Origin of the sequence: Cellulophaga tyrosinoxydans (assembly GCF_900176415.1) — a bacterium.
Lineage (GTDB): Bacteria > Bacteroidota > Bacteroidia > Flavobacteriales > Flavobacteriaceae > Cellulophaga > Cellulophaga tyrosinoxydans.
Genome location: NZ_FWXO01000001.1, coordinates 992,680 through 1,015,375 on the forward strand (window position 1 = coordinate 992,680; position 22,696 = coordinate 1,015,375).

General features: G+C 34.1%; 19 protein-coding genes. 12 read left to right on the forward strand and 7 right to left on the reverse strand.

Annotation, left to right across the window (positions count from 1 at the left end):
* Positions 1-131 precede the first annotated feature (131 nt).
* Entirely contained in the window at positions 132-440 is a 309-nt protein-coding gene (locus B8963_RS04480; RefSeq protein WP_084060209.1) for a hypothetical protein, read from the reverse strand.
* Positions 441-556: 116 nt separating this feature from the next.
* Here B8963_RS04480 and B8963_RS04485 point away from each other — a divergent pair, with 116 nt between their 5' ends.
* Together B8963_RS04485 and B8963_RS04490 are read left to right on the forward strand one after the other, a co-directional pair.
* Positions 557-1,480, forward strand: a complete 924-nt coding sequence (locus B8963_RS04485) for a LysR family transcriptional regulator (protein WP_084060210.1) — start codon at positions 557-559, stop codon at positions 1,478-1,480.
* A gap of 76 nt (positions 1,481-1,556) precedes the next feature.
* Positions 1,557-2,258 carry a DUF1003 domain-containing protein gene (locus B8963_RS04490; RefSeq protein WP_084060211.1) on the forward strand — a complete coding sequence of 234 codons (702 nt, stop codon included), beginning with the start codon at positions 1,557-1,559 and terminating at the stop codon, positions 2,256-2,258.
* Positions 2,259-2,421: 163 nt separating this feature from the next.
* Here B8963_RS04490 and B8963_RS04495 read toward each other — a convergent pair whose 3' ends face one another.
* Genes B8963_RS04495 through nirB form a run of 5 tightly spaced genes read right to left on the reverse strand, consistent with a single transcriptional unit; the run spans position 2,422 to position 8,217 of the window.
* A complete protein-coding gene (locus B8963_RS04495) occupies positions 2,422-2,784 on the reverse strand; it encodes a DUF7009 family protein (RefSeq protein ID WP_084060212.1) in 363 nt (120 codons plus the stop codon).
* A gap of 17 nt (positions 2,785-2,801) precedes the next feature.
* Positions 2,802-4,640, reverse strand: coding sequence for a PAS domain-containing sensor histidine kinase (locus B8963_RS04500; RefSeq protein WP_084060213.1), 1,839 nt, complete (start codon positions 4,638-4,640; stop codon positions 2,802-2,804).
* 35 nt (positions 4,641-4,675) lie between these two features.
* Positions 4,676-5,266 (reverse strand): DUF4202 domain-containing protein, encoded by a 591-nt coding sequence (locus B8963_RS04505; protein ID WP_084060214.1) that lies wholly within the window; start codon positions 5,264-5,266, stop codon positions 4,676-4,678.
* Positions 5,267-5,290: 24 nt separating this feature from the next.
* Positions 5,291-5,671 (reverse strand): nitrite reductase small subunit NirD, encoded by a 381-nt coding sequence (nirD, locus tag B8963_RS04510; protein WP_084060215.1) that lies wholly within the window; start codon positions 5,669-5,671, stop codon positions 5,291-5,293.
* Positions 5,672-5,703: 32 nt separating this feature from the next.
* Complete coding sequence (nirB, locus tag B8963_RS04515; RefSeq protein ID WP_084060216.1) at positions 5,704-8,217, reverse strand: nitrite reductase large subunit NirB; 2,514 nt, start codon at positions 8,215-8,217, stop codon at positions 5,704-5,706.
* Between the two features lie 126 nt (positions 8,218-8,343).
* Between nirB and cobA the strand changes: the two genes are divergently transcribed.
* The 9 genes from cobA to B8963_RS04565 all read left to right on the forward strand — a co-directional run bounded on the left by cobA (position 8,344) and on the right by B8963_RS04565 (position 18,198).
* Entirely contained in the window at positions 8,344-9,117 is a 774-nt protein-coding gene (gene cobA / locus B8963_RS04520) for a uroporphyrinogen-III C-methyltransferase (RefSeq protein WP_084060217.1), read from the forward strand.
* A gap of 303 nt (positions 9,118-9,420) precedes the next feature.
* A complete protein-coding gene (locus B8963_RS04525) occupies positions 9,421-10,827 on the forward strand; it encodes an MFS transporter (protein WP_084060218.1) in 1,407 nt (468 codons plus the stop codon).
* Positions 10,828-10,842: 15 nt separating this feature from the next.
* Positions 10,843-11,601 carry a Crp/Fnr family transcriptional regulator gene (locus B8963_RS04530; protein WP_234989607.1) on the forward strand — a complete coding sequence of 253 codons (759 nt, stop codon included), beginning with the start codon at positions 10,843-10,845 and terminating at the stop codon, positions 11,599-11,601.
* A 244-nt stretch (positions 11,602-11,845) separates the two neighbouring features.
* The gene (locus B8963_RS04535; protein WP_084060219.1) at positions 11,846-13,219 is read left to right on the forward strand and encodes a CmpA/NrtA family ABC transporter substrate-binding protein; all 1,374 of its coding nucleotides are present in this window, start codon (positions 11,846-11,848) and stop codon (positions 13,217-13,219) included.
* 31 nt (positions 13,220-13,250) lie between these two features.
* The gene (locus tag B8963_RS04540; RefSeq protein ID WP_084060220.1) at positions 13,251-14,351 is read left to right on the forward strand and encodes an ABC transporter permease; all 1,101 of its coding nucleotides are present in this window, start codon (positions 13,251-13,253) and stop codon (positions 14,349-14,351) included.
* A 19-nt stretch (positions 14,352-14,370) separates the two neighbouring features.
* Positions 14,371-15,216, forward strand: coding sequence for an ABC transporter ATP-binding protein (locus tag B8963_RS04545; protein WP_084060221.1), 846 nt, complete (start codon positions 14,371-14,373; stop codon positions 15,214-15,216).
* 10 nt (positions 15,217-15,226) lie between these two features.
* A complete protein-coding gene (locus tag B8963_RS04550) occupies positions 15,227-16,054 on the forward strand; it encodes an ABC transporter ATP-binding protein (protein WP_084060222.1) in 828 nt (275 codons plus the stop codon).
* Between the two features lie 42 nt (positions 16,055-16,096).
* Positions 16,097-17,383, forward strand: coding sequence for an alginate export family protein (locus B8963_RS04555; RefSeq protein WP_084060223.1), 1,287 nt, complete (start codon positions 16,097-16,099; stop codon positions 17,381-17,383).
* A 143-nt stretch (positions 17,384-17,526) separates the two neighbouring features.
* Complete coding sequence (locus B8963_RS04565) at positions 17,527-18,198, forward strand: response regulator transcription factor (protein WP_084060225.1); 672 nt, start codon at positions 17,527-17,529, stop codon at positions 18,196-18,198.
* 3 nt (positions 18,199-18,201) lie between these two features.
* Here the strand turns inward: B8963_RS04565 and B8963_RS04570 are convergent, their stop codons facing one another.
* Positions 18,202-18,957, reverse strand: a complete 756-nt coding sequence (locus B8963_RS04570) for a DUF5995 family protein (RefSeq protein ID WP_084060226.1) — start codon at positions 18,955-18,957, stop codon at positions 18,202-18,204.
* Between the two features lie 206 nt (positions 18,958-19,163).
* Between B8963_RS04570 and B8963_RS04575 the strand changes: the two genes are divergently transcribed.
* Entirely contained in the window at positions 19,164-22,694 is a 3,531-nt protein-coding gene (locus tag B8963_RS04575; protein ID WP_084060227.1) for a nitrate reductase, read from the forward strand.
* The last annotated feature ends 2 nt before the right edge of the window (positions 22,695-22,696 follow it).

Genomic DNA, 22,696 nt, shown 5'->3' on the forward strand with positions numbered 1-22,696 from the left:
ATTTTTCGAAGAAAAGCTGATTATTAAAATAGGACAATGCAATAAAAAAAAGCAGAATACCTATACCTATAAAAGACGCTATTATTGACTTATTATATTTCATATTTTTCTAAAGTATGTTAGTTATAAAATTATTCTGACACAGTAATTTCAAGGATTCCATTTATTTTCAGACGTTGTCCTCCAGATCTTGCTGCATCTATATATTCTTTAGCCATTCTTTTTTCCTCTTCCAGCTCTTTTATTCGACCATCCAGTTGATCCGTCTCACATTTATGATTTCCTTCCCAAAGTTGCAAGCGTTGTATTTTATGAAAATTTATCTTTTGATCGATTAATGCAGTAACTACGTCTGACGCCTCTGATGGTGTAAAATCACCTTTTACTAATTGAATTTTTTGTGTTGTTTTTGCTGTCTTTACTAATTCTTTAGTTTCCATTTTTTTTGTTTTTTAAAAATTAATAGTATTTGAATTTTCAAACTTGAGCGCAAATATTATATATAATATTCATTTATTTTTATTTATATTAGTTATCATATATATAAAATATTTTTATGAATTATACTTTACATCAATTACAAATATTCTTGAAGATCGCTCAAATTCAGAGCATAACAAAGGCTTCTGAAGAGTTACATTTAACTCAACCAGCAGTTTCTATACAGCTTAAAAATTTTCAAGAACAGTTTCCTATACCGCTTACAGAAGTGGTAGGGAGAAAAATTTATATAACAGATTTTGGAAAAGAAATAGCGCTAGCGGCAGAAAAAATAATTAATGAAGTTTATGCTATTAATTATAAAACCCTAGCATATCAAGGTGAGCTTTCAGGAAGATTAAAAATATCTATCGTATCTACAGGTAAATATGTAATGCCTTATTTTTTAGCTGACTTTATGAAAAATAATCCAGGTGTTGATTTAATTATGGATGTTACCAATAAAGCGAAAGTTATTGAAAGTATTGAATTGAATGAGGCAGACTTTGCATTAGTTTCAGTTTTACCAAAAAAGTTGAAGATAAATAGAATTGAACTGATGCCTAACAAACTTTATTATATTGGAAGCAATGAAATAAAATTTGCAAAAAAGCCTACCAAAAAAATGCTTTTTGAAAATTTACCATTAATTTATAGAGAGCAAGGGTCTGCAACAAGAAATGCTATGGAAAGTTTCATTTCTAAAAATCAATTTTCTGTACGAAAAAAAATTGAACTTACTTCTAATGAAGCAGTAAAACAAGCTGTAATTTCAGGATTAGGAGGTTCCATAATGCCGCTAATTGGAATAAAAAACGAGCTCAAAAATAAAGATGTTCAAATTTTTCCAATTAAAGGTTTACCAATAATAACAACTTGGAATCTTATCTGGTTAAAATCTAAAAAATTATCCCCTGCATCAAAAGCTTTGTTGAACTTTTTGGCAAAAGAGAAAGATGACATAATTAAAGAAAAATTCGGATGGATTAAAACCATTTAAATATTAGAAAAGAATATTACATTTCAGTTGTTTATTCGTTGTAATCGCTAAATTTAAATACCATAAAAGTGAGCAGATGAAAACATTTATAAGTGCTATTTCGCAAAAAGAATTCCCCATAAATGAACAAATTAAAGCAAACACAATTCGGAAATCTATTTTTGATTTAATTATAAAAGACCATCCAAATTTTAATAGAAAAAGTTTTATTGCTGTTTCAGAACTTAATTTATATAGACAAAAATACCTTTCTACCTATTTAATTAAGGAGGTTGGAGAGCTTACAAGTTTGGAGAAAGATGTGTTGAAAACCATACAAGACGGCGAAATTATTTCTACTAATGATGCGCAAACAGATGATGATTCTGAATATACTATTGGCCAGCGTTTAGCAGATAGGGTTGCAGCATTTGGAGGCAGCTGGAAATTCATAATTATTTTTGCATTATTCATTGCTATATGGATAATTTCCAATATTGTTTTTCTTGTTAATAAAGGATTTGATCCATATCCATTTATTCTTCTAAATTTAATCTTGTCTTGTTTGGCTGCACTACAGGCTCCAGTGATTATGATGAGCCAAAACAGGCAAGAGGAAAAAGACAGAGAACGTGCGCAAAAAGATTATATGGTAAATCTTAAGGCCGAATTAGAAATACGAACCTTACATGAAAAAATAGATCATCTAATTATACACCAACAAGAAGAACTTTTGACCATTCAGCAAGTACAAGTTGAAATGTTAGAAGATATTATGAAACAATTAAATGCTAAATAAATAAAATAACCCTAAAAGGTTTAGCATTGTTTGCCAAAGGTGTTGCATCTAGCATTCTTTTAATAGTTATACACCTTAACTTTATATTCTATTCGGGTAAGCTATAAAGCATTGACCATTACTAATTGCGTACTATTTTATATCTGTAAAGGTGTTTAAGAAATTATGCCTTCGGATTTGGATAATTATCAGATTGGTCTTCTACGGTTTCATCCATACAAACAAAATCTTTTTCAACAAGAATATATAAATCAACTCCTTTTTCGGTTGTATAAGTAGCATCGAAACCAACAGTATTATTCACTGCCCAGTTTTCTGCATTTTTTTCTGGAAAAAATACAGTAATGGTATTATTAGAAAAATCGGCCTCAAGAGCAGAAATGTCTTTTTTGGTTTTTATTTGATACTTAAAAATAGCAGATGCGAAATTGGTTTGTTCCTCAAAAAAACCAGTTTCACAAAATTTTTCTACTTCACTTTTAGTAAGTCTATATCGTATGGTGTTTCCTCTAATTCGTATTTTCATTAGTACATGATTAAGGCCTATAAATTTAAAGTATTTTCCGTGTTATCTGTTTTATAATTTATGGTAATTCGGGTTCCTTTTCCAGGTTCAGAATGTATAAATAAGCGGCCATTAATATAGCTTATACGTTCTTTCATATAAAAAAGCCCCATACCACCTTCGCTATTATTCTTGGGTCTATTTTCTAAAATACTGGAGTCAAATCCGTCGCCATCATCATCTATCACCACACTTAGTAAATCAGCGCTATAGTTAATTGTTAAGAGAATATAATTGGCATTGGCGTACTTTATGGCATTATTAACTGCTTCTTGAGCAACCCTATAAATATTTGTTTCCGCTAAAGAGTCAAAACGAATTTGATCTTCTGTTTTATTGTCAAAAAGAATATTCTTCCCAGTTAATTTAGATAATTCGGTAGTCATTTTATGCAATGCCGGAACAATGCCATGATCTTTTAGTTCTGGCGGAGTTAAGTTAAAAGTTGCAGTACGCACCCCTTTTATTAAATCTGCACACAGATTTTTAAGGTAGGCTATTTTTTCAACAGTCTTTTCTGTATTTTCTAAATTAATGGATTCAATATTAAATTTAAGCGCCGTAAGCATTTGACCAATTCCATCATGAATGTCTTTTGCAATACGCTTGCGTTCTTCTTCTTGACCTTCTACAACCTGACTCGCTTGAAGCTTTTTTTGAAGCATTTTGTCTTCAAAATTTTGTTTGGTTAATAGCTCTACTTTAGCTTGATTTTCTTTTCGTTCTGATATGTCTGAACATAGAATTAATATACTTTGTTTTTTACTAGATTGATGCAGAGGAATTATCGACATGTCTAGCCATATATTATCACCTCTCTTGGTTTGTATTTTAATTTCTTCTGTACGAATGCTTTTAATATTACTCTTTAAAATTTCTTTTAAATACTGCTGTTGCCCCTCGTTTGAAGTTAATAGCTCTGATAAAGGTTTAGATAAATCGGCAGTTGAACAACCTAAAAGTTCTTGAAATTTTTTACTAATAAACACAACGCCACCATCATTCTTAGCACTGGCAAATAAAGCAGCATTATCTATTACAAAGTTTAATTCTTGTAGTTCTTGGAGCGATTTTTCTTTTTCTTGGTACAGCTGCTGAATTTTCTGGGTATTGGCATTAGACTCTTTTTGACTTTTTGTTAATTTTGAAATCGTATTCCGAATCTGAATAGAAAGAGGTCTAAAAATTAAAAGTATTTCTAGTAATAAAATCAATAGGGAAAAGGCAACTAGTAAATACTCCTTAAATTTTAAATTTTCAAGTTGAGCCTTACTGCGAATATCATATTCATTAACGATAGTATCCATCAGATTTAAAAAAACCTGTTCATTATCCAATAGTACTTTCAAATTGGTTTTAAAACCTATATCCGTTGGATTGGATGAAGTAATTATGTTATTTGCCGCACTAACCATGTTGGAATGATGCGGATTTAGCTTTTTAAAAAGCGCAAGAATATCCTTGTGCGTTTCCTTAGGTATCTCCATGGAGTCATTACCAAATTGAAGCGCCTTATGCGACGTACTCCAAATAGTAAGCGTGTTTTGAATATCGCTTAGAATCTTATTCTTTTCAGATGGGTTAGCCGATTCTTTCAACAAGAAAACTTCTTTCACCAACTTTTGACTATAAGCACGTTGCCTACCAGCCACGTTTATAACTCGAGAGTCGTTTAATTGGGAGTTTAAATGAACCTGTACTAAAATTTGAGCGGCAATAATAGTTAAAGCAATACCTGCAAGTGCAAGTAAATACCATTTCCGAATTCTCAAAAAGGTAGTAGTTTCTAATGGTTGCTCAAATTTTTCATCACTCATGTATGTTGTAATTCTTTAAATTACAAAAGATTTTTTTACCCATTCAAAGCCTTTCCAACAAGTGCTAGAGCATCTTTAGATAAAGGGAGTTTTAAAGCTGCTTCTTGTCCTTTTTCAGACATTTTTTTCCATGTTTTCTGAAGAATATCAATTAATTTATCTTCTGAATATTTTAAGGCAAAAGGTTCAAAATAATACTCTAAAAATACCAAACAAATAACATCTTCTAGAGTTTGAGTCTCTTCATTTTTCTTTAATTGTTTTTTCTCTAATAGAAAAGCCACCTTATGTATTGTCTGATCATCATAACCAACCTCTTTTAGAATTTCACTTGCCTTTGCCGCATGAAATTTTTTTAAGTCCTGTCTCCATTTTAAATAGCCAACTCGGTTCATCTCATATGAGTCTCTTGGAATTTCCCAGCGGCAAATATGTTGGCAACGTGCTGTCAGTTGCATAGCTTCAGAAGCTTTTGGCGCAAAAGAATTAAGCTTGTTGGTCATTCTAATAGCATACAAAACCTCCTTAGCATATTCTTTACCTTGAAATTCTTCTCTATTAGGATCTTGATTATTAGCTTTATCAAAAAGCTCAAAAGCTTTTAGCAATTTTTCTGTTGTTGCCATATGTACTTTGGGTTTGCTCCAAAGCTATTCAGAAAAACCAATATACACAAAGCCATTTTCTATTTTTACAGGATAAGTTGCAATAGCATCTAACGAGCCATTTAAATTTTCTCCAGTTTCTAATGAAAAAGTGTTTTTATGCAGCGGACAGGCAACTTTGGGTGTTCCCATATCCTCACCAATCATTCCTCTTGACAATACCATTTCCATTTTATGTGGACATAAATTTTGGCAGGCATACCATTTGCCTTCGCGAGTAAAATTAAAAACAGCTATTTGTTTGTTTTTATATTTAACACAAGCACCTCCATTTTTTGGAAATTTAGAAGTTTCTGCTGCTTTAAACCAAACAGATACAGTTTCTAATGATGTGGTTGTATATTCTTTTAAAATTGTATGGATCATTATAAAAGGTTTTTAATTCAACAGTTTTATTACTAAGCCCAAGGAGCAGGCATTTTTTGTTCTCTTAATGAAACAAATTCAATATTTTCATCAGTTTCTTCAGAATTTATAAAATGAGTGTATTTTGCTCTAATTTCAGGGTTTTCAACAGCTTCTTTCCATTCGCACTTGTAGGTGTCCACCATGTATTGCATTTCATTGTCTAGTTGGTCTACTATACCCAAACAGTCATTTATGACAACATCTTTTACATAATCTATTCCTCCCTCTAATTTGTCCAACCAAGTGGCAGTACGCATTAAAGGCTGTGCCGTTCTTATGTAGTACATTAAAAACCTATCCACATATTTTATAGCCGTAGCTTTATCTACTTTTTCGGCCAATAGAACTGCATGTTTAGGCGTTGCACCACCATTTCCACAGATGTAGATATTCCAACCGCCTTCAACAGCAATAAAGCCAAAATCTTTTCCTCGTGCTTCTGCGCATTCGCGAATACATCCAGAAACACCACCTTTAAATTTATGCGGAGAACGTATACCTTTGTATCTATTTTCTATTTCTATTGCAAAACTCACACTCTCATCCATACCGTATCTACACCATGTAGAACCAACGCAACTTTTTACGGTACGTAAGGATTTACCATAAGCTTGTCCGGTTTCAAAACCTTCGGCAATTAACTCTTCCCAAATTAGTGGTAATTCATGTAGTTTGGCTCCAAACATATCAATACGTTGCCCACCAGTTATTTTGGTATACAAGTCGTACTTTTGAGCTATTCTTCCCATGGCAATCATTTGATTTGGAGTAATTTCACCTCCCGCTACTCTTGGGACAACCGAATAGGTTCCGTTGCGTTGAATATTAGCTAAAAATCGGTCATTAGAATCTTGTATTGTATCTTGTTTATTGGCGGTTTCATTATAGATACTTGCAAATATGGAGGCTGCTACAGGTTTGCAAATTTCACAACCATTTCCTTTCCCATGCGTATCTAATAATTCATCATAGTCATGAATATCCTTCATTTTTACGATATCGTATAATTCTTGTCGCGAATAATCAAAATGTTCGCATATACGCTCTTTCACCACTTTACCAAGCGATTTTAGGGTTTCATTCACTAAATCTGTTACCATTGGTTTGCAACCACCACAACCTGTAGTTGCTTTTGTAGCTTTTGCCACATCTTTAACCGTTTCATTTCCATCATCTTTTACTGAGCAACATACTTGACCTTTAGTTACAGCTTCGCAAGAACAAATAACTGCAGAATCGGGTAGATCCATTGCACTACCAAACGAGGCTCCGCCTTCACTAGCAGGTAATATTAATTTTGAGGGATCGGAAGGTATCGCCATTCCGTTTAAATAAATTTGATGTAACATATTATAGTCCGTCGCATCACCTACTAAAATTCCTCCTAGTAGTTTTTTGCCATCAAGGCTAACATTAATTCGCTTATATAAATACTGCGTTTTATTTTCAAAAATTACAGAATGTCCTTTAGTTGCAGGCATGAAAGGTTCCCCAAAACTTGCCACATCAACGCCTATTAGTTTTAGTTTAGTCGACATATCTATTTCTTCTGCCATTAAGCTTTCAGTTTTTCCAAGAATTTGATCAACTGCAACAGAAGCCATTTCATAACCAGGAGCAACTAAGCCATAGATCATTTGATTGTATAAAGCAATTTCTCCAATAGCATAAATACTTGGGTCAGAGGTCAGCATTTTATTATCAACAACAATACCTCCGCGCACACCCATGGTTAAACCACTTGCTTTTCCGAGTTCATCTCGTGGGCGTATACCAGCAGATATTATCAACATTTCAACATCTAAAACATCATCTTCGCCAAATTCTAATCCGGTTATGGATTTATCGCCTAAAATTTGGTTGGTAGCTTTACTTAAATGTATATGTAGGCCTATAGATTCTAATTTTAATTGTAATACTTGACTACTTCTAGAGTCTAATTGTCTAGGCATTAGTTTAGGAGCAAACTCTACAATATGAGGTTCTAGCCCCATATCCATAACTGCTTTTCCTGCTTCAAGGCCAAGGAGACCCCCGCCTAATACTGCTGCTTTTGCATTCGGATTTTTTGCTTTTAATGTAGCAGCATAAGCTAGCATACCTTCTAAATCTTCAATTGTTCTGTAAACAAAGACTCCATCTTTTTCAACACCCTTTATTGGAGGCACGAAAGCAGAAGATCCGGTTGCTAATACTAAATAGTCGTAATAGAACTCACGATTTTTAGCTGTTATTATTTTTTTGTCTTCTCTATGAATATCTGAAACACGCTCCCCAATTACTAATTGAATACCATTTTCAGTATACCAGCTAGCTGAAGCCATTTCTAGGGCTTTGGCATCTTGATTTTCAAAGTATTCACTCAGGTGTACTCGATCATAGGCAGGTCTTGGTTCTTCTCCAAAAACTAGTATTTGGTAATTTTTGCTTTCTTGCTTAGCTACAAATTTTTCACAAAACTTGTAACCTACCATTCCATTTCCAATAACAATTACGGTTTTCATACGTACTGATTTAGATATTACGTAGCAATAATACGTATAATTACGTATATATTATGTAATTTTATAAAAATAAATACGTAGTTTTGTTGTCATATTAATAATTGTTCGTGCTAAAATTTAGAAATTATGATCACATCTGTTTTGCCAAAAGTAAGTTTAGTAGGTGCTGGCCCTGGGAGTAGTGACCTTATAACCCGCAGAGGATTTAAAGCTTTACAAGCTGCGGATGTTATCTTATATGATGCCCTTATTTGTAAAGAACTGCTAGAGGAAATTGATGATCGTATTCCGAAAATATACGTAGGCAAAAGATGCGGAAAGCACTCATGCAATCAGGATGCTATAAATAGAATGATTATTGAAAATGCCTTTAGGTATGGTCATGTTGTACGATTAAAAGGAGGAGATCCTTTTGTTTTTGGTCGTGCCAGTGAAGAAATTGAGTATGTAGAATCTTTTGGAATTCCGGTGGAAGTTGTTCCGGGAGTAAGCAGTGCTATTGCAGTTCCTGCTAGTCAAGGCATACCAGTTACGCGGAGAGGAATTAGCAGTAGTTTTTGGGTAATGACTGCAACAAAAAGAGATGGTTCTTTTTCTGAAGATTTAGCATTAGCAGCAAAATCTTCGGCAACCTTAGTTATACTTATGGGAGTTAGAAAATTTAAAGAAATAGCGGTGGAAATTGCCAAGCATCGCAGTAAGCTTACCCCTTTTGCCGTTATACAAAATGGCACTTTAGAAAATGAAACTTGTATTACAGGCGTTTTAAATGATTGTACTTCCATACTTCATCAAATAGATATTACGCTTCCAGGTATTATTGTAATAGGCGATGTGGTAGCAGAACATTCATCGTTTTTTGAGGAAGATTTACAACGGGTACTACACTCCAATTACTAAATCAGAAATTGTATTTAATCGCCGATTGGGCTAATATGTATGGTTCTGCCTTGATCCAGATATTAGTCCTCATATCGGTTTCAGTTAAGTTAGTATCATCGGTTTTAGCTGCCCAGGAATGGATTTAATAAATCACACATCACTTTATTATATTATTCTTAGAATTCTTTCGGAATTATTACTTCTACTCTAAAAATACGTATTTATAGTAAAAAATCTATCAAATAATTACGTAAAAATACGTATTAATACTTAATTTTGATATATCAAGAGCACCTATGATAATCTAATAATCCGATAATTATGAAAAGTTATAGATCTAATAAAGCAACGAAATTAAACCTACGCGATTTTAAAAGTGTTCAAATGCGAACCTTCTGGATCACTTCTTTGGCATTCTTTCTTTGCTTTTTTGCTTGGTTTGGCATCGTACCTTTTATGCCCGACGTGGTTAAAGATTTAGGTCTAACACCATCACAAAAGTGGAACTCAATTATTCTAGCAGTATCTGGTACTGTATTCGCACGTTTGGCCATTGGCAAATTATGCGATAAGTATGGTCCTAGATTGTGTTATACGTATTTGTTAGTATTCGGTGCCATTCCAGTTATATTACTAGGTTTTGTACAAACCCCTTTGCAATTTATGGTATGTAGATTATTTATTGGGTTTATTGGTGCATCATTCGTAATTACACAATTTCATACCTCAATTATGTTTGCCCCAAATATTGTAGGTACCGCAAATGCTACTTCTGCCGGTTGGGGAAATTTAGGTGGTGGAGCTAACCGTTTAGGAATGCCTTTGATAGCAGCGGCGGTGGTAAGTTTTGGGGTTGCAGATGAAATTGCTTGGAGATATTCTATGGTAATTGCAGGAATCCTTTGTTTAGCAATGGGTTTAGTTTATTACTTTTTTACTCAAGATACCCCAGAAGGTAATTTTCAAGAATTAAAGGAAAAAGGAGAAATGCCTGTATTAAAAAAGGATGAAGCTTCTTTTTCAAGTGTATTAAAAGATTACCGCGTTTGGATTTTGTTTTTTGTATATGCAGCTTGTTTCGGTATAGAATTGACTGTTTATGGTACTATGGATGATTACCTACAAAATAGATTTGGGCTAGACAGAACCTTTGCCGGGAATCTTGTTTTGTCTTTTGCCTTGATGAATATTTTTGCAAGAACACTAGGGGGATATTTTGGTGATAAATTCGGAAATACTAAAGGAGTTCGAGGGCGTGTATTGTTTTTAGCAGTAATGTTAGGAGCTGAGGGTTTAATGTTATCATTTTTCTCTATGACAACAAGTATTGCAGTAGGAATGGTTTTTTTAATAGCATTTAGTTTAACGGTGCAAATGGCAGAAGGTGCTACTTTTTCGGTTGTACCATTTATTAATAAAAAAGCAATTGGTTCTATTTCGGGTATTGTTGGTGCAGGAGGTAATGTAGGTGCTTTTTTAGCAGCAATTTTGCTAAAATCCAAATCCGCGGTGGCAGAAAGTTCGGCACTTATTAAAAGTAATGGATTGGGTGAAGAAGCAATGAAGGCAGCCCAAACCGCAGCATCAGCTTCGGCAGTTTCAGCAGGATATTTTTTAATTGGAGGCTGTATATTGCTAGCTGCATTAGTATCATTAGCAATTAAATTTACGGGTTCAGAGGAAGTTGTCGCTTCAAATAAATTGAATGTGCTTTTAGCGGATAAATAATATTAAAACTAACATTTGACTACTTCAACAGTACATAAACGATATGAACAAACTCGGAGACTAAGCTCTTTGAAGAATACGTGTGAAAATTGTTTAAATACAAATTGTTTAATAAACAAAAACACCTTCTCACAGCAAATAGCTGTATTTTCTGAAGCTAAGACTACTATTTCTTGTAAAAAAGGTCAGCAGTTTATAATGGAAGGCGCACCTGTTACTGGTCTTTTCTTTATTTTGAAAGGAAAAGTTAAGGTGTATAGTACTGGTATTAATGGTAAAGAACAAATTGTTCGTTTTGCTAAAGAAGGAGAAATAATTGGACATCGTGGCTTTGGAACTAAGGAATATTATTCCATTGGAGCAATGGCTTTGGAGCATACAGTTTTATGTTATTTCTCAAAAGATAGTCTGCAAAATGCCTTAAAAAATAACGCTGCTTTTGCTTATGATTTAATGCTATTCTATGCAGATGAATTAAACAGAAGCGAAGCAAAAGTTAAATCCATATCTCAAATGACGGTTCGAGAGCGCGTTGTAGATACATTGCTTTACATTCATAGAAAATTTAAAGATAATAACGGTTTTTTAAACCTGGCTTTAAGCCGAAGAGAATATGCAGATTTTGCAGGTACTACAGAAGAACAGGTTATTCGAATATTTTCCAGCTTAAAGAAGGAAAAATTAATACACGCAAAGGGCAAGAAAATTGGGATTACCAATTTAGAACTTCTTAAAAAAGAAATTTCAGAGCACAATTTTTATCTCGATTTATAAAAGCAATTTTATAGCATCCTGAAATGACATAAAACAAATAAAGGATTACGTATACGTACGTAATCCTTTATTTTTTTTATGTCATTAAAAATCAATTAATTACGATGAAAATATGATTTTTAGCAGGAAATACACTGTTATAAAAAGAGGTTTAGTTATGGGTTATTTCATAAAAAATAAATAGAAGTACTTATATATTTGCTTAAATAAGTATAAATACGTAGAAAACTATAAATAATCAATTATGAAACATGTAATTAAAAAAGTATCACTTTCTTTTGCGGCATTGCTTTTATTAGCAGCTTGTGGTGGTAAAGAAAAGAAAACTAAGGAAGTTTCTTCAGAACAACTAAATGCAATTTCTCTAGAAATTGAAAAGCCACAATTAACCTTCGGATTTATAAAATTAACAGATATGGCTCCTTTAGCGATTGCTAAGGAAAAGGGCTTTTTTGAAGATGAAGGACTTTTTGTTTCTGTTGAAGCACAATCTAATTGGAAAAATGTTTTAGATAGAGTTATTGACGGACAATTAGACGGTTCGCATATGTTAGCAGGACAACCTATTGCTGCAGGTGCAGGTTTTGGACGGCAAGCCAAATTAGTAACCACTTTTTCAATGGATTTAAATGGAAATGCGATTACTGTGTCCAATGATGTTTGGTCTAAAATGAAACCAAATGTGCCAGTTGATAAGGATGGCCTACCAGTACATCCTATAAAAGCGGATGCTTTAAAACCAGTAATTACAGAATATAAGAACAGCGGAAAACCTTTTAAAATGGGGATGGTTTTTCCGGTTTCCACACATAATTATGAAATAAGATACTGGTTAGCAGCTGCAGGGATAAATCCAGGAATGTACACTGCAGAAAATGTTCAAGGACAAATTGATGCTGAGGTTTTACTATCTGTTACTCCTCCGCCACAAATGCCAGCAACTTTAGAATCAGGTACTATTTACGGGTATTGTGTAGGCGAACCTTGGAATCAGCAAGCAGTTTTTAAAGGTATTGGCGTTCCTGTGGTTACTAATTATGATATCTGGAAAAACAACCCAGAGAAAGTATTCGTGATGACTGAGAAGTTTATTAACGACAATCCTAATACTGCAATAGCGGTTACTAAAGCCTTAATTAGAGCAGGAAAATGGTTAGACGAACCAGAGAATAGAGCTGAAGCGGTTAAAATATTATCTATGTCTCAATACGTAGGAGCACCAGAAGAAGTATTGGCAAATTCAATGACAGGTACTTTTGAATTTGAAAAAGGAGATAAACGTTCTATGCCAGATTTCAATGTCTTTTATAAATACAATGCAACATATCCTTTTTATTCTGATGGAATATGGTTCTTAACTCAAATGCGTAGATGGGGACAAATACCAGAAGCAAAACCAGCTGCATGGTACCAAGAAACTATCAAAGACATTTACAGACCAGACGTATGGAAAAAAGCAGCAGACTTACTAGTAGCTGAAGGTAAAATCCCAGCGTCTGATGTGCCAGAGACTGATGGTTATAAGCCGGCAACAGCAGACTTTATTGATGGAAACACCTTTGATGCTAAAGATCCTATTGGGTACATCAACAGTTTTGCTATTGGGAATAAAGACTAAATAATACTGTAAACAAGCAAAAGAACAAAAGATGGAACAAGAAATTATATTACAAAAAGAAAGCGATAAACTTTCCTTTTTAAAACCTATAGCCTCATTTTTAAAATCAAAATTTGAAAAGGCAAAAGTGTTAAAATCTTTGAAAAAAACTGGAATCACGCTAGTTTCCATTCTTTTGTTCTTGGGTTTATGGCACTTAGGATCTAAAGCACTTTACAATAAAGAAGCGGCCTATAAAATTGAAAAAGCACTCAATGAACAGGGGCAAGAAGCAGCCGATGCAGAAAAAGCATGTATAGCTTCTGGTGATAGTAGTTGTCAGCCTAACACATTACCTTCTCCAACTCAGGTTTGGGCTTCTTTTCAATCGCTTATCGCAGACCATAAATTAATAAATGCAAAAAAAGAGGCTTTTGCTACAAAAATGGCCGCAACAAATGCAAAACTAGTTGCACAAGGTAAAGATGCTATTGTATATACTGGTAGAGCATCATTTGTAGATACCATTTTAACGAGTATAAAAACTGTTTTTGCAGGATTTTTATTAGCCCTCTTAATCGCTGTTCCAATCGGAATTATTATCGGTTTAAGCCCATCATTACGCAGTGCTTTTAACTGGTTTATTCAAATTTTTAAACCAGTATCACCTGTTGTTTGGTACTTGCTTGTTTTTATGATCGTAAAAACGTTATACATTGGAGCAAGCTCAGATAATGCTTTTGTAATCTCCTTTATTAGTGTAGGGTTATGCGCTATGTGGGCAACACTGGTAAATACAGCAATGGGTGTTTCATCAGTAGATAAAGACTACATAAATGTGGCTAAAGTTCTAAAACTTGGCACCTTTCAAAAGGTATTTAAGGTTATTCTGCCATCGTCATTACCTCTAATCTTTACAGGATTACGGATTACCCTTTCTGTTGCATGGATGGTATTAATTGCGATTGAATTATTAGCACAGAGCCCAGGTTTAGGATTATTTGTTTGGGAAGAATTTCAAAATGGTGCGAATGATTCTAATTCAAAAATTATTGTTGCCATGTTCGTGATCGGAATAATAGGATTCCTTTTAGATAGGCTTATGCTTATGGTTCAACAAATGGTATCATTCAATAAAAACGAAGGAATTTAATCTTTTCAAAACCTAGTCTATGGCATATTTAGAGTTAAAAAATGTTAGTAAAACATACGGTCAAGGAAAAGATAGTACAGAAGTGATTTCAAACATCAATTTAAAAATTGAAGAAGGAGAATTTGTAGCAATTGTTGGATTCACTGGGAGTGGCAAAACTACCTTGGTAAACCTTATAAACGGACTTATTAAGCCTACCAGTGGAGAGGTGTTGTTTAAAGGAGAACCTGTAGTTGGCACTAGTCACGAGCGAGGCGTTATTTTTCAAAATTATTCTTTACTGCCATGGTTGTCCGTTTTTCAAAATGTTGCTATGGCGGTGAAAGAAGCTTTTCCAAAAGAAAACAAATCAGAAATAAAAAATAGAGTGGAGAGCTATGTAGAAATGGTTGGCTTAACACATGCGATAAATAAAAGACCAAAAGAATTATCAGGAGGAATGCGACAAAGGGTTGCCGTTGCAAGAGCCTTAGCGATGAAACCAGAGATGATTATTATGGACGAGCCCTTAGGGGCACTGGATGCTTTAACTAGAGGTAATTTACAAGATGAAATATTAAATATTTGGAATCAAGATAAACGTACTGCTCTTTTAATCACTAATGATGTTGATGAAGGTATTTATATGGCTGATCGGATTATTCCTTTAAAACCAGGGCCAAATGCAACATTAGGACCAGAATTTATAATAGACATAGACCGCCCACGCGATAAGACAGAGTTGAATGATAATGCTAGTTTCATGAAAACAAGAAATGAAATTATTGCTTATTTAATGGCTATTGGTGAAGATAGAAAGTCAGTTTCAGAAGTTGAATATCTATTGCCAGATTTGGCACCAAAAAGTTTTGTAGACACCTTTTAAACTAATAAAAATGAATTCAACCACCGTAGAGACCAACAAAATGCATACTGAAAACGGAATATTTTATCCGTCGAATGTAATGCTCGATTTGAAAGATTTGAAAAAGGTATACCCCACACCAAAAGGCGATTATGTGGTACTTGAAGATTTAAATCTTCAGATTATGAAAGAGGAGTTTGTGACCATAATTGGGCATTCTGGTTGTGGAAAAACAACAATGCTATCAATGATTGCAGGACTAAATCCTATTTCTGGGGGCAACATAGCGGTGATGGGGAACCCTGTAAAAGGGCCAGGTCCGGATCGTGGAGTAATTTTCCAATCACCAAGTTTAATGCCGTGGATGTCAGCATTAGAAAATGTTCTTTTGGGTGTTAATCAAGTTTTTCCACATGCCACAAAAGCACAGCGAAAAGATATTGCCATGTATTATTTACACAAGGTTGGATTAGATGGTTCCTTCAATAAAAAAGCAACGGAATTGTCACAAGGAATGCAGCAAAGAGTTGGTATCGCAAGGGCTTTTGCAATTAAACCAAAAGTATTGCTGCTTGATGAACCTTTTGGAATGCTTGATTCTCTAACACGTGGAGAATTACAAGATATATTAATTGAAATATGGAATAAAGAAAAAATTACCGCAGTTATGATTACGCACGATGTGGATGAAGCAATTTTTTTAGCCGATCGAGTAGTGATGATGACTAGTGGTCCTAAGGCTAAAATTGGCGACGTGCTTAACATAGATTTTGAAAGACCTAGAACAAGAAAATCTGTTTTACAGCATCAGGATTATTACAAATATCGAAAACATTTAATTGATTTTTTAGAGCATTAAAAACAATAGAAACTTAAAAATAACACAATCAAAACTCAAATTATGAAAAAGGAAAAATACGTAGTATTAGCATTGGTTTTATTTACCACACAATTTATAATGGCACAATTTACTATAGATGGTGAGTTTAGACCAAGAACCGAATATCGACATGGTTTTGGTACACTTATCGCGGATGGCGCAGATGCGGGTTACGGAATTTCAACAAGAGCACGATTAAATTTCGGCTATGCTGAAGAGTCATATAAAGTCTATGTAAGCTTGCAAGATGTAATGACTTGGGGAGAAAACAGGCAGTTATTACCAGCAGATGCTAATAATTCATTCGCTCTTTTTGAGGCTTATGCCGAATTGAAGTTAGGTTCAGGGTTCACCACCAAAATAGGTAGACAATCTATTTCTTATGATGACCAACGAATAATGGGGGGACTAGATTGGGCACAACAAGGGCGTAATCATGATGCCGCACTTTTAAGTTATGAAAAAGATAAATTTCTATTAGATGTTGGTTTAGCCTTTAATCAAGATAAAGCAGATTTATCTGGTTTTTCATCAGTTGGAACAGAATATAGCACTACTGGATTCTTTTCGTATAAAGCCATGCAGTATCTATATTTAAAACAAAGTTGGGATGCTTTTTCAGGAAGTTTATTAGTCTTAAACAATGGTTTTCAAGAATACGAAGATGATGGAATTACTGCTGATGGCACTAGTAGTTTATTAACATTTGGAACACATTTGGGCTATTCGAAAGGTACTTTGGGCTTAGAGGGTAATTTGTTTTTGCAAACGGGACAAAGACAAGGAGAAGTAGATGTAAAAGGGGCTTATTTGGCGAGTTTAGATTTGAGTGTAAAAGCATCAGATAAAGTTAATTTAGGTCTTGGTGCTGAAATAATTAGTGGAAATGATGGTGACGCCGGCGAAACAGGCGCCTTCTTTCCTTTGTATGGTACCAATCATAAATTCAATGGATTTATGGATTATTTCTATGTTGGCAATCATGCAAATTCAATTGGTTTAGTAGATGTGCATGTAAGCGCTAATTTTAAATTAAATGAAACATCAAGTTTAATGATAAAAGCTTTGAATTTTAGTGGCGAGCAAGAATTACCAAGTGGCGAAAAATCACTAGGCACAGAGATAGACTTGGTGTTTTCTAAGAAGTTTAAAGGTTATGGTTTGGCGATTGGGTATTCGCAGTTATTTGCAAGCGATGGTATGTATGAGCTAAAAGGCATTACAGAAGATGCAGCGGCTGGTGGACAAAATTGGGCCTGGGCAATGCTAACCATCAAACCAAAATTTTTAAATACTGGGGTGAAATAATTTTATCAAATTTATTATTTCTATATGCTGCCACATAAAGTATACACTTTTTGTGGTAGCTTTTTTTTAAAATATTTATAAGACATTTATCTAAGTATTCAACTACGTATTTTTCGTTTATATTTGTAAAAATATTTAAAAACATGGGCCAAACCATACGTATTGTTTTAGCAGATGATCATTCACTAGTGAGAGATGGTATTCGTGCTTTATTGGAGGAAGAAGAGGACTTAGTTGTTGTTGCAGAAGTATCTAATGGTCAAGAAGCTATTGATATCGTTCAGGAAAAAAAACCAGATCTTTTAATAATTGATATAAGAATGCCTATAATGAATGGTATTGAAGCTGTAGAGGCTCTAAATCAGCAAGGAACTACAACAAAGACCATTATTTTATCCATGCATGATTCTGAAGAATATATTCTAAAATCGGTAAGTGCGGGTGCCAATGGTTATTTGTTGAAAGATACTGGTAAAACTGAATTTATAAAGGCTATTCATACCGTGCAACAGGGAGGTAAATATTTTAGTGGAGATATCTCAAATGTGTTAGTTAACAATTTATTAAGTGGAAATAAAACTTCTCCAGAGCCACAAAAAAGCGTTAAAACTGAAGGAAATCAGTTTGATCTTACTAGTAAAGAACTCCAAATTTTAGAATTGGTGTTATCTGGTTTAACCAATAAAGAAATTTCCGAAAAATTACAAAATAGTAAACGCACCATTGAAACGCATCGGTTTAATTTAATGCGAAAAATGGATGTTAAAAACCTAATAGATTTATCAAAAAAAGCACAACAATATAATTTGGTCTAAAGATTATGGTTGCCGTAATTTGGTAATTATCTTTCCCACATTTTTTTCTTCAAAGCGCCCAATAAATTTTAGAAGATAAACTATTACTCTAGATTTGGGTTCCTTAATAAATTTTGCCAGTTCTAAAACTAGTAAATCTATTTTGGCAATTGCTTTTGTTTGTTGATCTTCATCTAAAGCCCATAACAGATTAGTGCTATTCCATGCCTGTTGTCTTGCCTTTCGCATACTAAAATCAATCACTTTTTCATCTGTATTTTTACCCAATATATCCATTAAGAAAAGTAATGGTGAAACACGACTCAATCTGTCTTGCATCTCATTGGTGATGTTAAACAGTATATCATTTACTTTATTAAAATCAGTTTCTATCTCTAGTACATTTTTACCTTTCATGGTAGCGCTTGTGGCAATACCTAAATCTAAATTTATATGTGCATTTACACCTAACATCAAATGTTGAAGAATGGTTAAGGTTTCCTTGGCATTTATAAAAGTAAATTCCCATGATTTGCTTACCAATTTGGCCTCTTTAAAATTTTTATACGCATCAAGATATAGGTTGGCAAAGGCAACATCCATCTGCTCTAGTTGCTCGTTATTTTCAAAACCACCTAATTCTATTTCTTTTAAAATCTCGGCAGTAGTTCTTCTATATAAATAGGCAAATAAGCCTAAACGATTGTTGGAGATAATGCACTCATCAATAATTTCATCTAGTACTAATAAGACTTGTGCAATTGTAGTTGGTCTGGTCATTTAAATTTGAATGGAGCGTAAAATTAAAGGTAGAAAATACAAATTTTTATGCATTTTTTACTAAAATTCCTACAACAGATGAAGTTTTTCAATAAGTATTTTACGGTTTAATTGTCAATTTTATAAAACCAGCAGTCAACTATTATGAAATATTTACTACGTATTAATACGTAATTTTATACCTTTCCACTACGAAAGATATACTCATGCAAAAGAATACGACGCATAAAACTATTTGTTCCTATTGTGGTGTAGGATGTGGAATACTTGTAGATAAGGATGCCAAAGGCGTGCTCAGTGTTGAAGGTGATCCAGACTATCCTGTGAACTCGGGTATGCTATGTTCTAAAGGAAAAAATCTAAATTACGTTGCCCAAGATACCACAGATCGTATTTTGTATCCTGAAATGCGATGGAGTAGAAATCATCCAATGCAAAAAGTTTCATGGGATACCGCCTTTGATAGAGCGGCAGCAGTATTTAAATCTATCATTGAAAAACATGGCCCCGATAGTGTAGGTTTTTATGTTTCAGGCCAATGTTTAACAGAAGAATATTATTTAGCAAATAAAATAATTAAAGGATTTATTGGAAGCAATAATATTGATACCAACTCACGTTTATGCATGAGTTCTGCGGTAGTTGGCTATAAAAAAACGGTAGGAGAAGATTCTGTACCTATTGCCTATGCAGATATTGAATTAGCAGATTGCTTTTTAATAGCAGGAGCCAACCCAGCCTGGTGTCACCCAATTCTGTTTAGACGTTTAGAAAAACATAAAGAGGAAAATCCGAATGTAAAAATAATTGTAGTTGATCCTAGAAAAACGCAAACCTGTGCAAATGCTGATTTGCATTTACAGATTTTACCAGGTACAGATGTTATTTTGTTTAACGCCATTGCTCGCTTACTTATTGAGAAAAAGAAAATAGACAAGAATTTTATTAAAAAGCACACTGTTAATTTTGAGGAATGTAAAGAGAGTGCCTTTCAATTATCTATCCGTCAAGCAGCTGAGAAATGTGGTATTACTAGAGATGAGATAAAAAAAGCCGCACAATATATTGGTAATGCAAAAGGCTTTATTAGTATGTGGACCATGGGTCTTAATCAGAGTGTAATTGGTGTTTCTAAGAATCTTGCTTTAATGAATTTGTCATTATTAACGGGCCAAATTGGCAAACCAGGTTCTGGTCCTTTTTCGCTTACTGGTCAACCAAATGCTATGGGAGGAAGAGAAGTAGGTGGTATGGCAAACTTACTCGCTGCGCATAAAAACTTAGATAATCCACAACACAGAAAAGAGGTTTCCGATTTTTGGGGAGGTAAACCTATTCAAGAAAAACCGGGATTAACCGCAACGGAAATGTTTAATGCGCTTGATGAAGGCAAACTAAAAGCTATTTGGATTATTTGTACCAATCCCGCAGTAAGTATGCCCAATGCCAACAAAGTAGAACGTGCATTAAAAAAGGCAAGTTTTGTTGTAGTACAAGATATTTCACATAATTCCGAAACTACAAAATTTGCAGATTTACTGCTGCCTGCTGCTGGTTGGTTAGAGAAAGAGGGAACCATGACGAATTCTGAAAGACGAATTAGTTATCTACCAAAAGTAATAAATGCGCCAGGGGAAGCATTGCCAGATGTAGAAATCTTATGGCGCTTTGCACAGGCCATGGGTTTTAATGGTTTTGAATATACAAGTGCCAGCGAAGTTTATGATGAGCACTGCCTTTTAACCAAAGGAACCAGTATAGATATATCGGGGTTATCTTATGACAGATTAAAAAACGAAGGGAGTTTTCAATGGCCCGTACCCCATAATAAACACAAAGGCACACCGCGACTATTTAATGACTTACTTTTTAATACAGCCGACACAAAAGCGCATTTCAATGCGCCAACGGCCATCTATAATCAATCGGAAGAAACAACCGTAGAATATCCGTTAATTTTAAATACTGGTCGTGTACGTGATCAATGGCATACACGAACCAAAACAGGTAAAGTAAAACGATTGCTTACGCATATTCCAGATCCGTACTTAGAAATGAATAAGGTTGATGCCTATTTAAGAAAGTTAAAAGAAGGAGATATTGCCGTTATTAAAAGCAGACGTGGCGAGGTACAGGTAAAAGTTACCATTAATTATGATATTCGCGAGCAAGTTGTTTTTTTACCGATGCATTGGGGCAAAGTTTTAAATAATGATTTTGGACGCGCGAATAATTTAACGAACGACCTTATAGATCCAGTTTCTAAAGAGCCCGATTTTAAATACTGTGCAGTTCAAGTAGAAAAATACAACAAACCCAAGCAGAAAGTAATTATTATTGGAGCTGGTGCAGCAGCGTATAGGTTTATTCAATCGTATCGCGAAAAGAATTTAAAAGATGAATTACATGTTTTTTCTAAAGAAAACGATCTTTTTTACAATCGTGTGTTATTGCCCGAGTATGTAAGCGATGAACTTTCATGGGAAGCGTTAGAAAAACTTAAAAAAGGAGAGTTAAGCAAATTAGAAGTTACCTTACACCCAGGTATTGGAATTGCAAAAATAGATGATGATGCAAAAATAGTAACCGATTCCAATGGCATTGAGCATACTTTCGATTTGTTAATCATGGCGACAGGCAGTAGAGCTTTTGTACCTAGTGATGTGCAAATAAATTTACCAGGAAGGTTTACCATGCGCGAACGAGGAGATGCCGATAAATTAAAGAAATATTTAAAAGAAACAGGACTTCCAAATGAAGAACAACATGTAGTAATTGTAGGTGGCGGACTCCTTGGCTTGGAACTCGCAGCAGCGCTAAAAAAGATAAATGTAAATATAAGTATTATACAACGAGCACCACGATTAATGGAGCGACAGTTAGATAATGTGGCAAGTAAGCTCTTGGCTCAAGATGTTCTAGAACGAGGCATTAATTTATATTTTGATAATGAAGTAAGTACCGTATTTGAAGAAAAAACGAGCAATCATACCATTTTAGTCAATTTAAAAACAGGAAGAACTATAAAGTGTAACGCCATAGTTTATGCCATTGGTACACGACCAAATATAGAATTGGCAAAGCAAACAAAGCTAAAAACCAGACGCGGTGTTGTAGTAAATTCTTATTTGCAAACAAGTAATCCGGCAATTTTTGCTTTGGGTGAGATTGCCGAATTTAACAACTCTCTTTTCGGAATTACTTCTGCCGCAGAACAGCAAGCGGATATTGCTGCCAATTACATTTTAGGAGATTTTAGCAGTATATATCATGGTTCTGTATTAATGAATATTCTAAAATTTGAAAACTTAGACTTGTGTAGTATCGGCATGGTTAATTCTCCAGATGGTGATGATACTTATGAAGAAATTATTTTAATGGATGTAAGCAAGCGGTTTTATAAAAAATGTATTGTAAAAGATGATACGCTTAAAGGCGCCATTTTAATGGGAGACAAAAATGAATTTGCCGAGTTTAAACGATTAATAGAAGAAGAGATTGAACTCTCAGAAAAAAGAAATGAATTACTTCGAGGAGCATCAAATACAGCTCCAATGAAAGGGAAATTGGTTTGTTCTTGTAGTCAGGTTGGTGTAGGGAATGTTGTAGATGCTATAAGAGGCGGCTGTTCTGATTTTAACAAATTATGTTCAGAAACAGGCGCAGGTTTGGGCTGTGGAAGTTGCAAACCAGAAATTAAAGAAATATTAAAAAATCAGCTTCAGTTAACTAATTAATG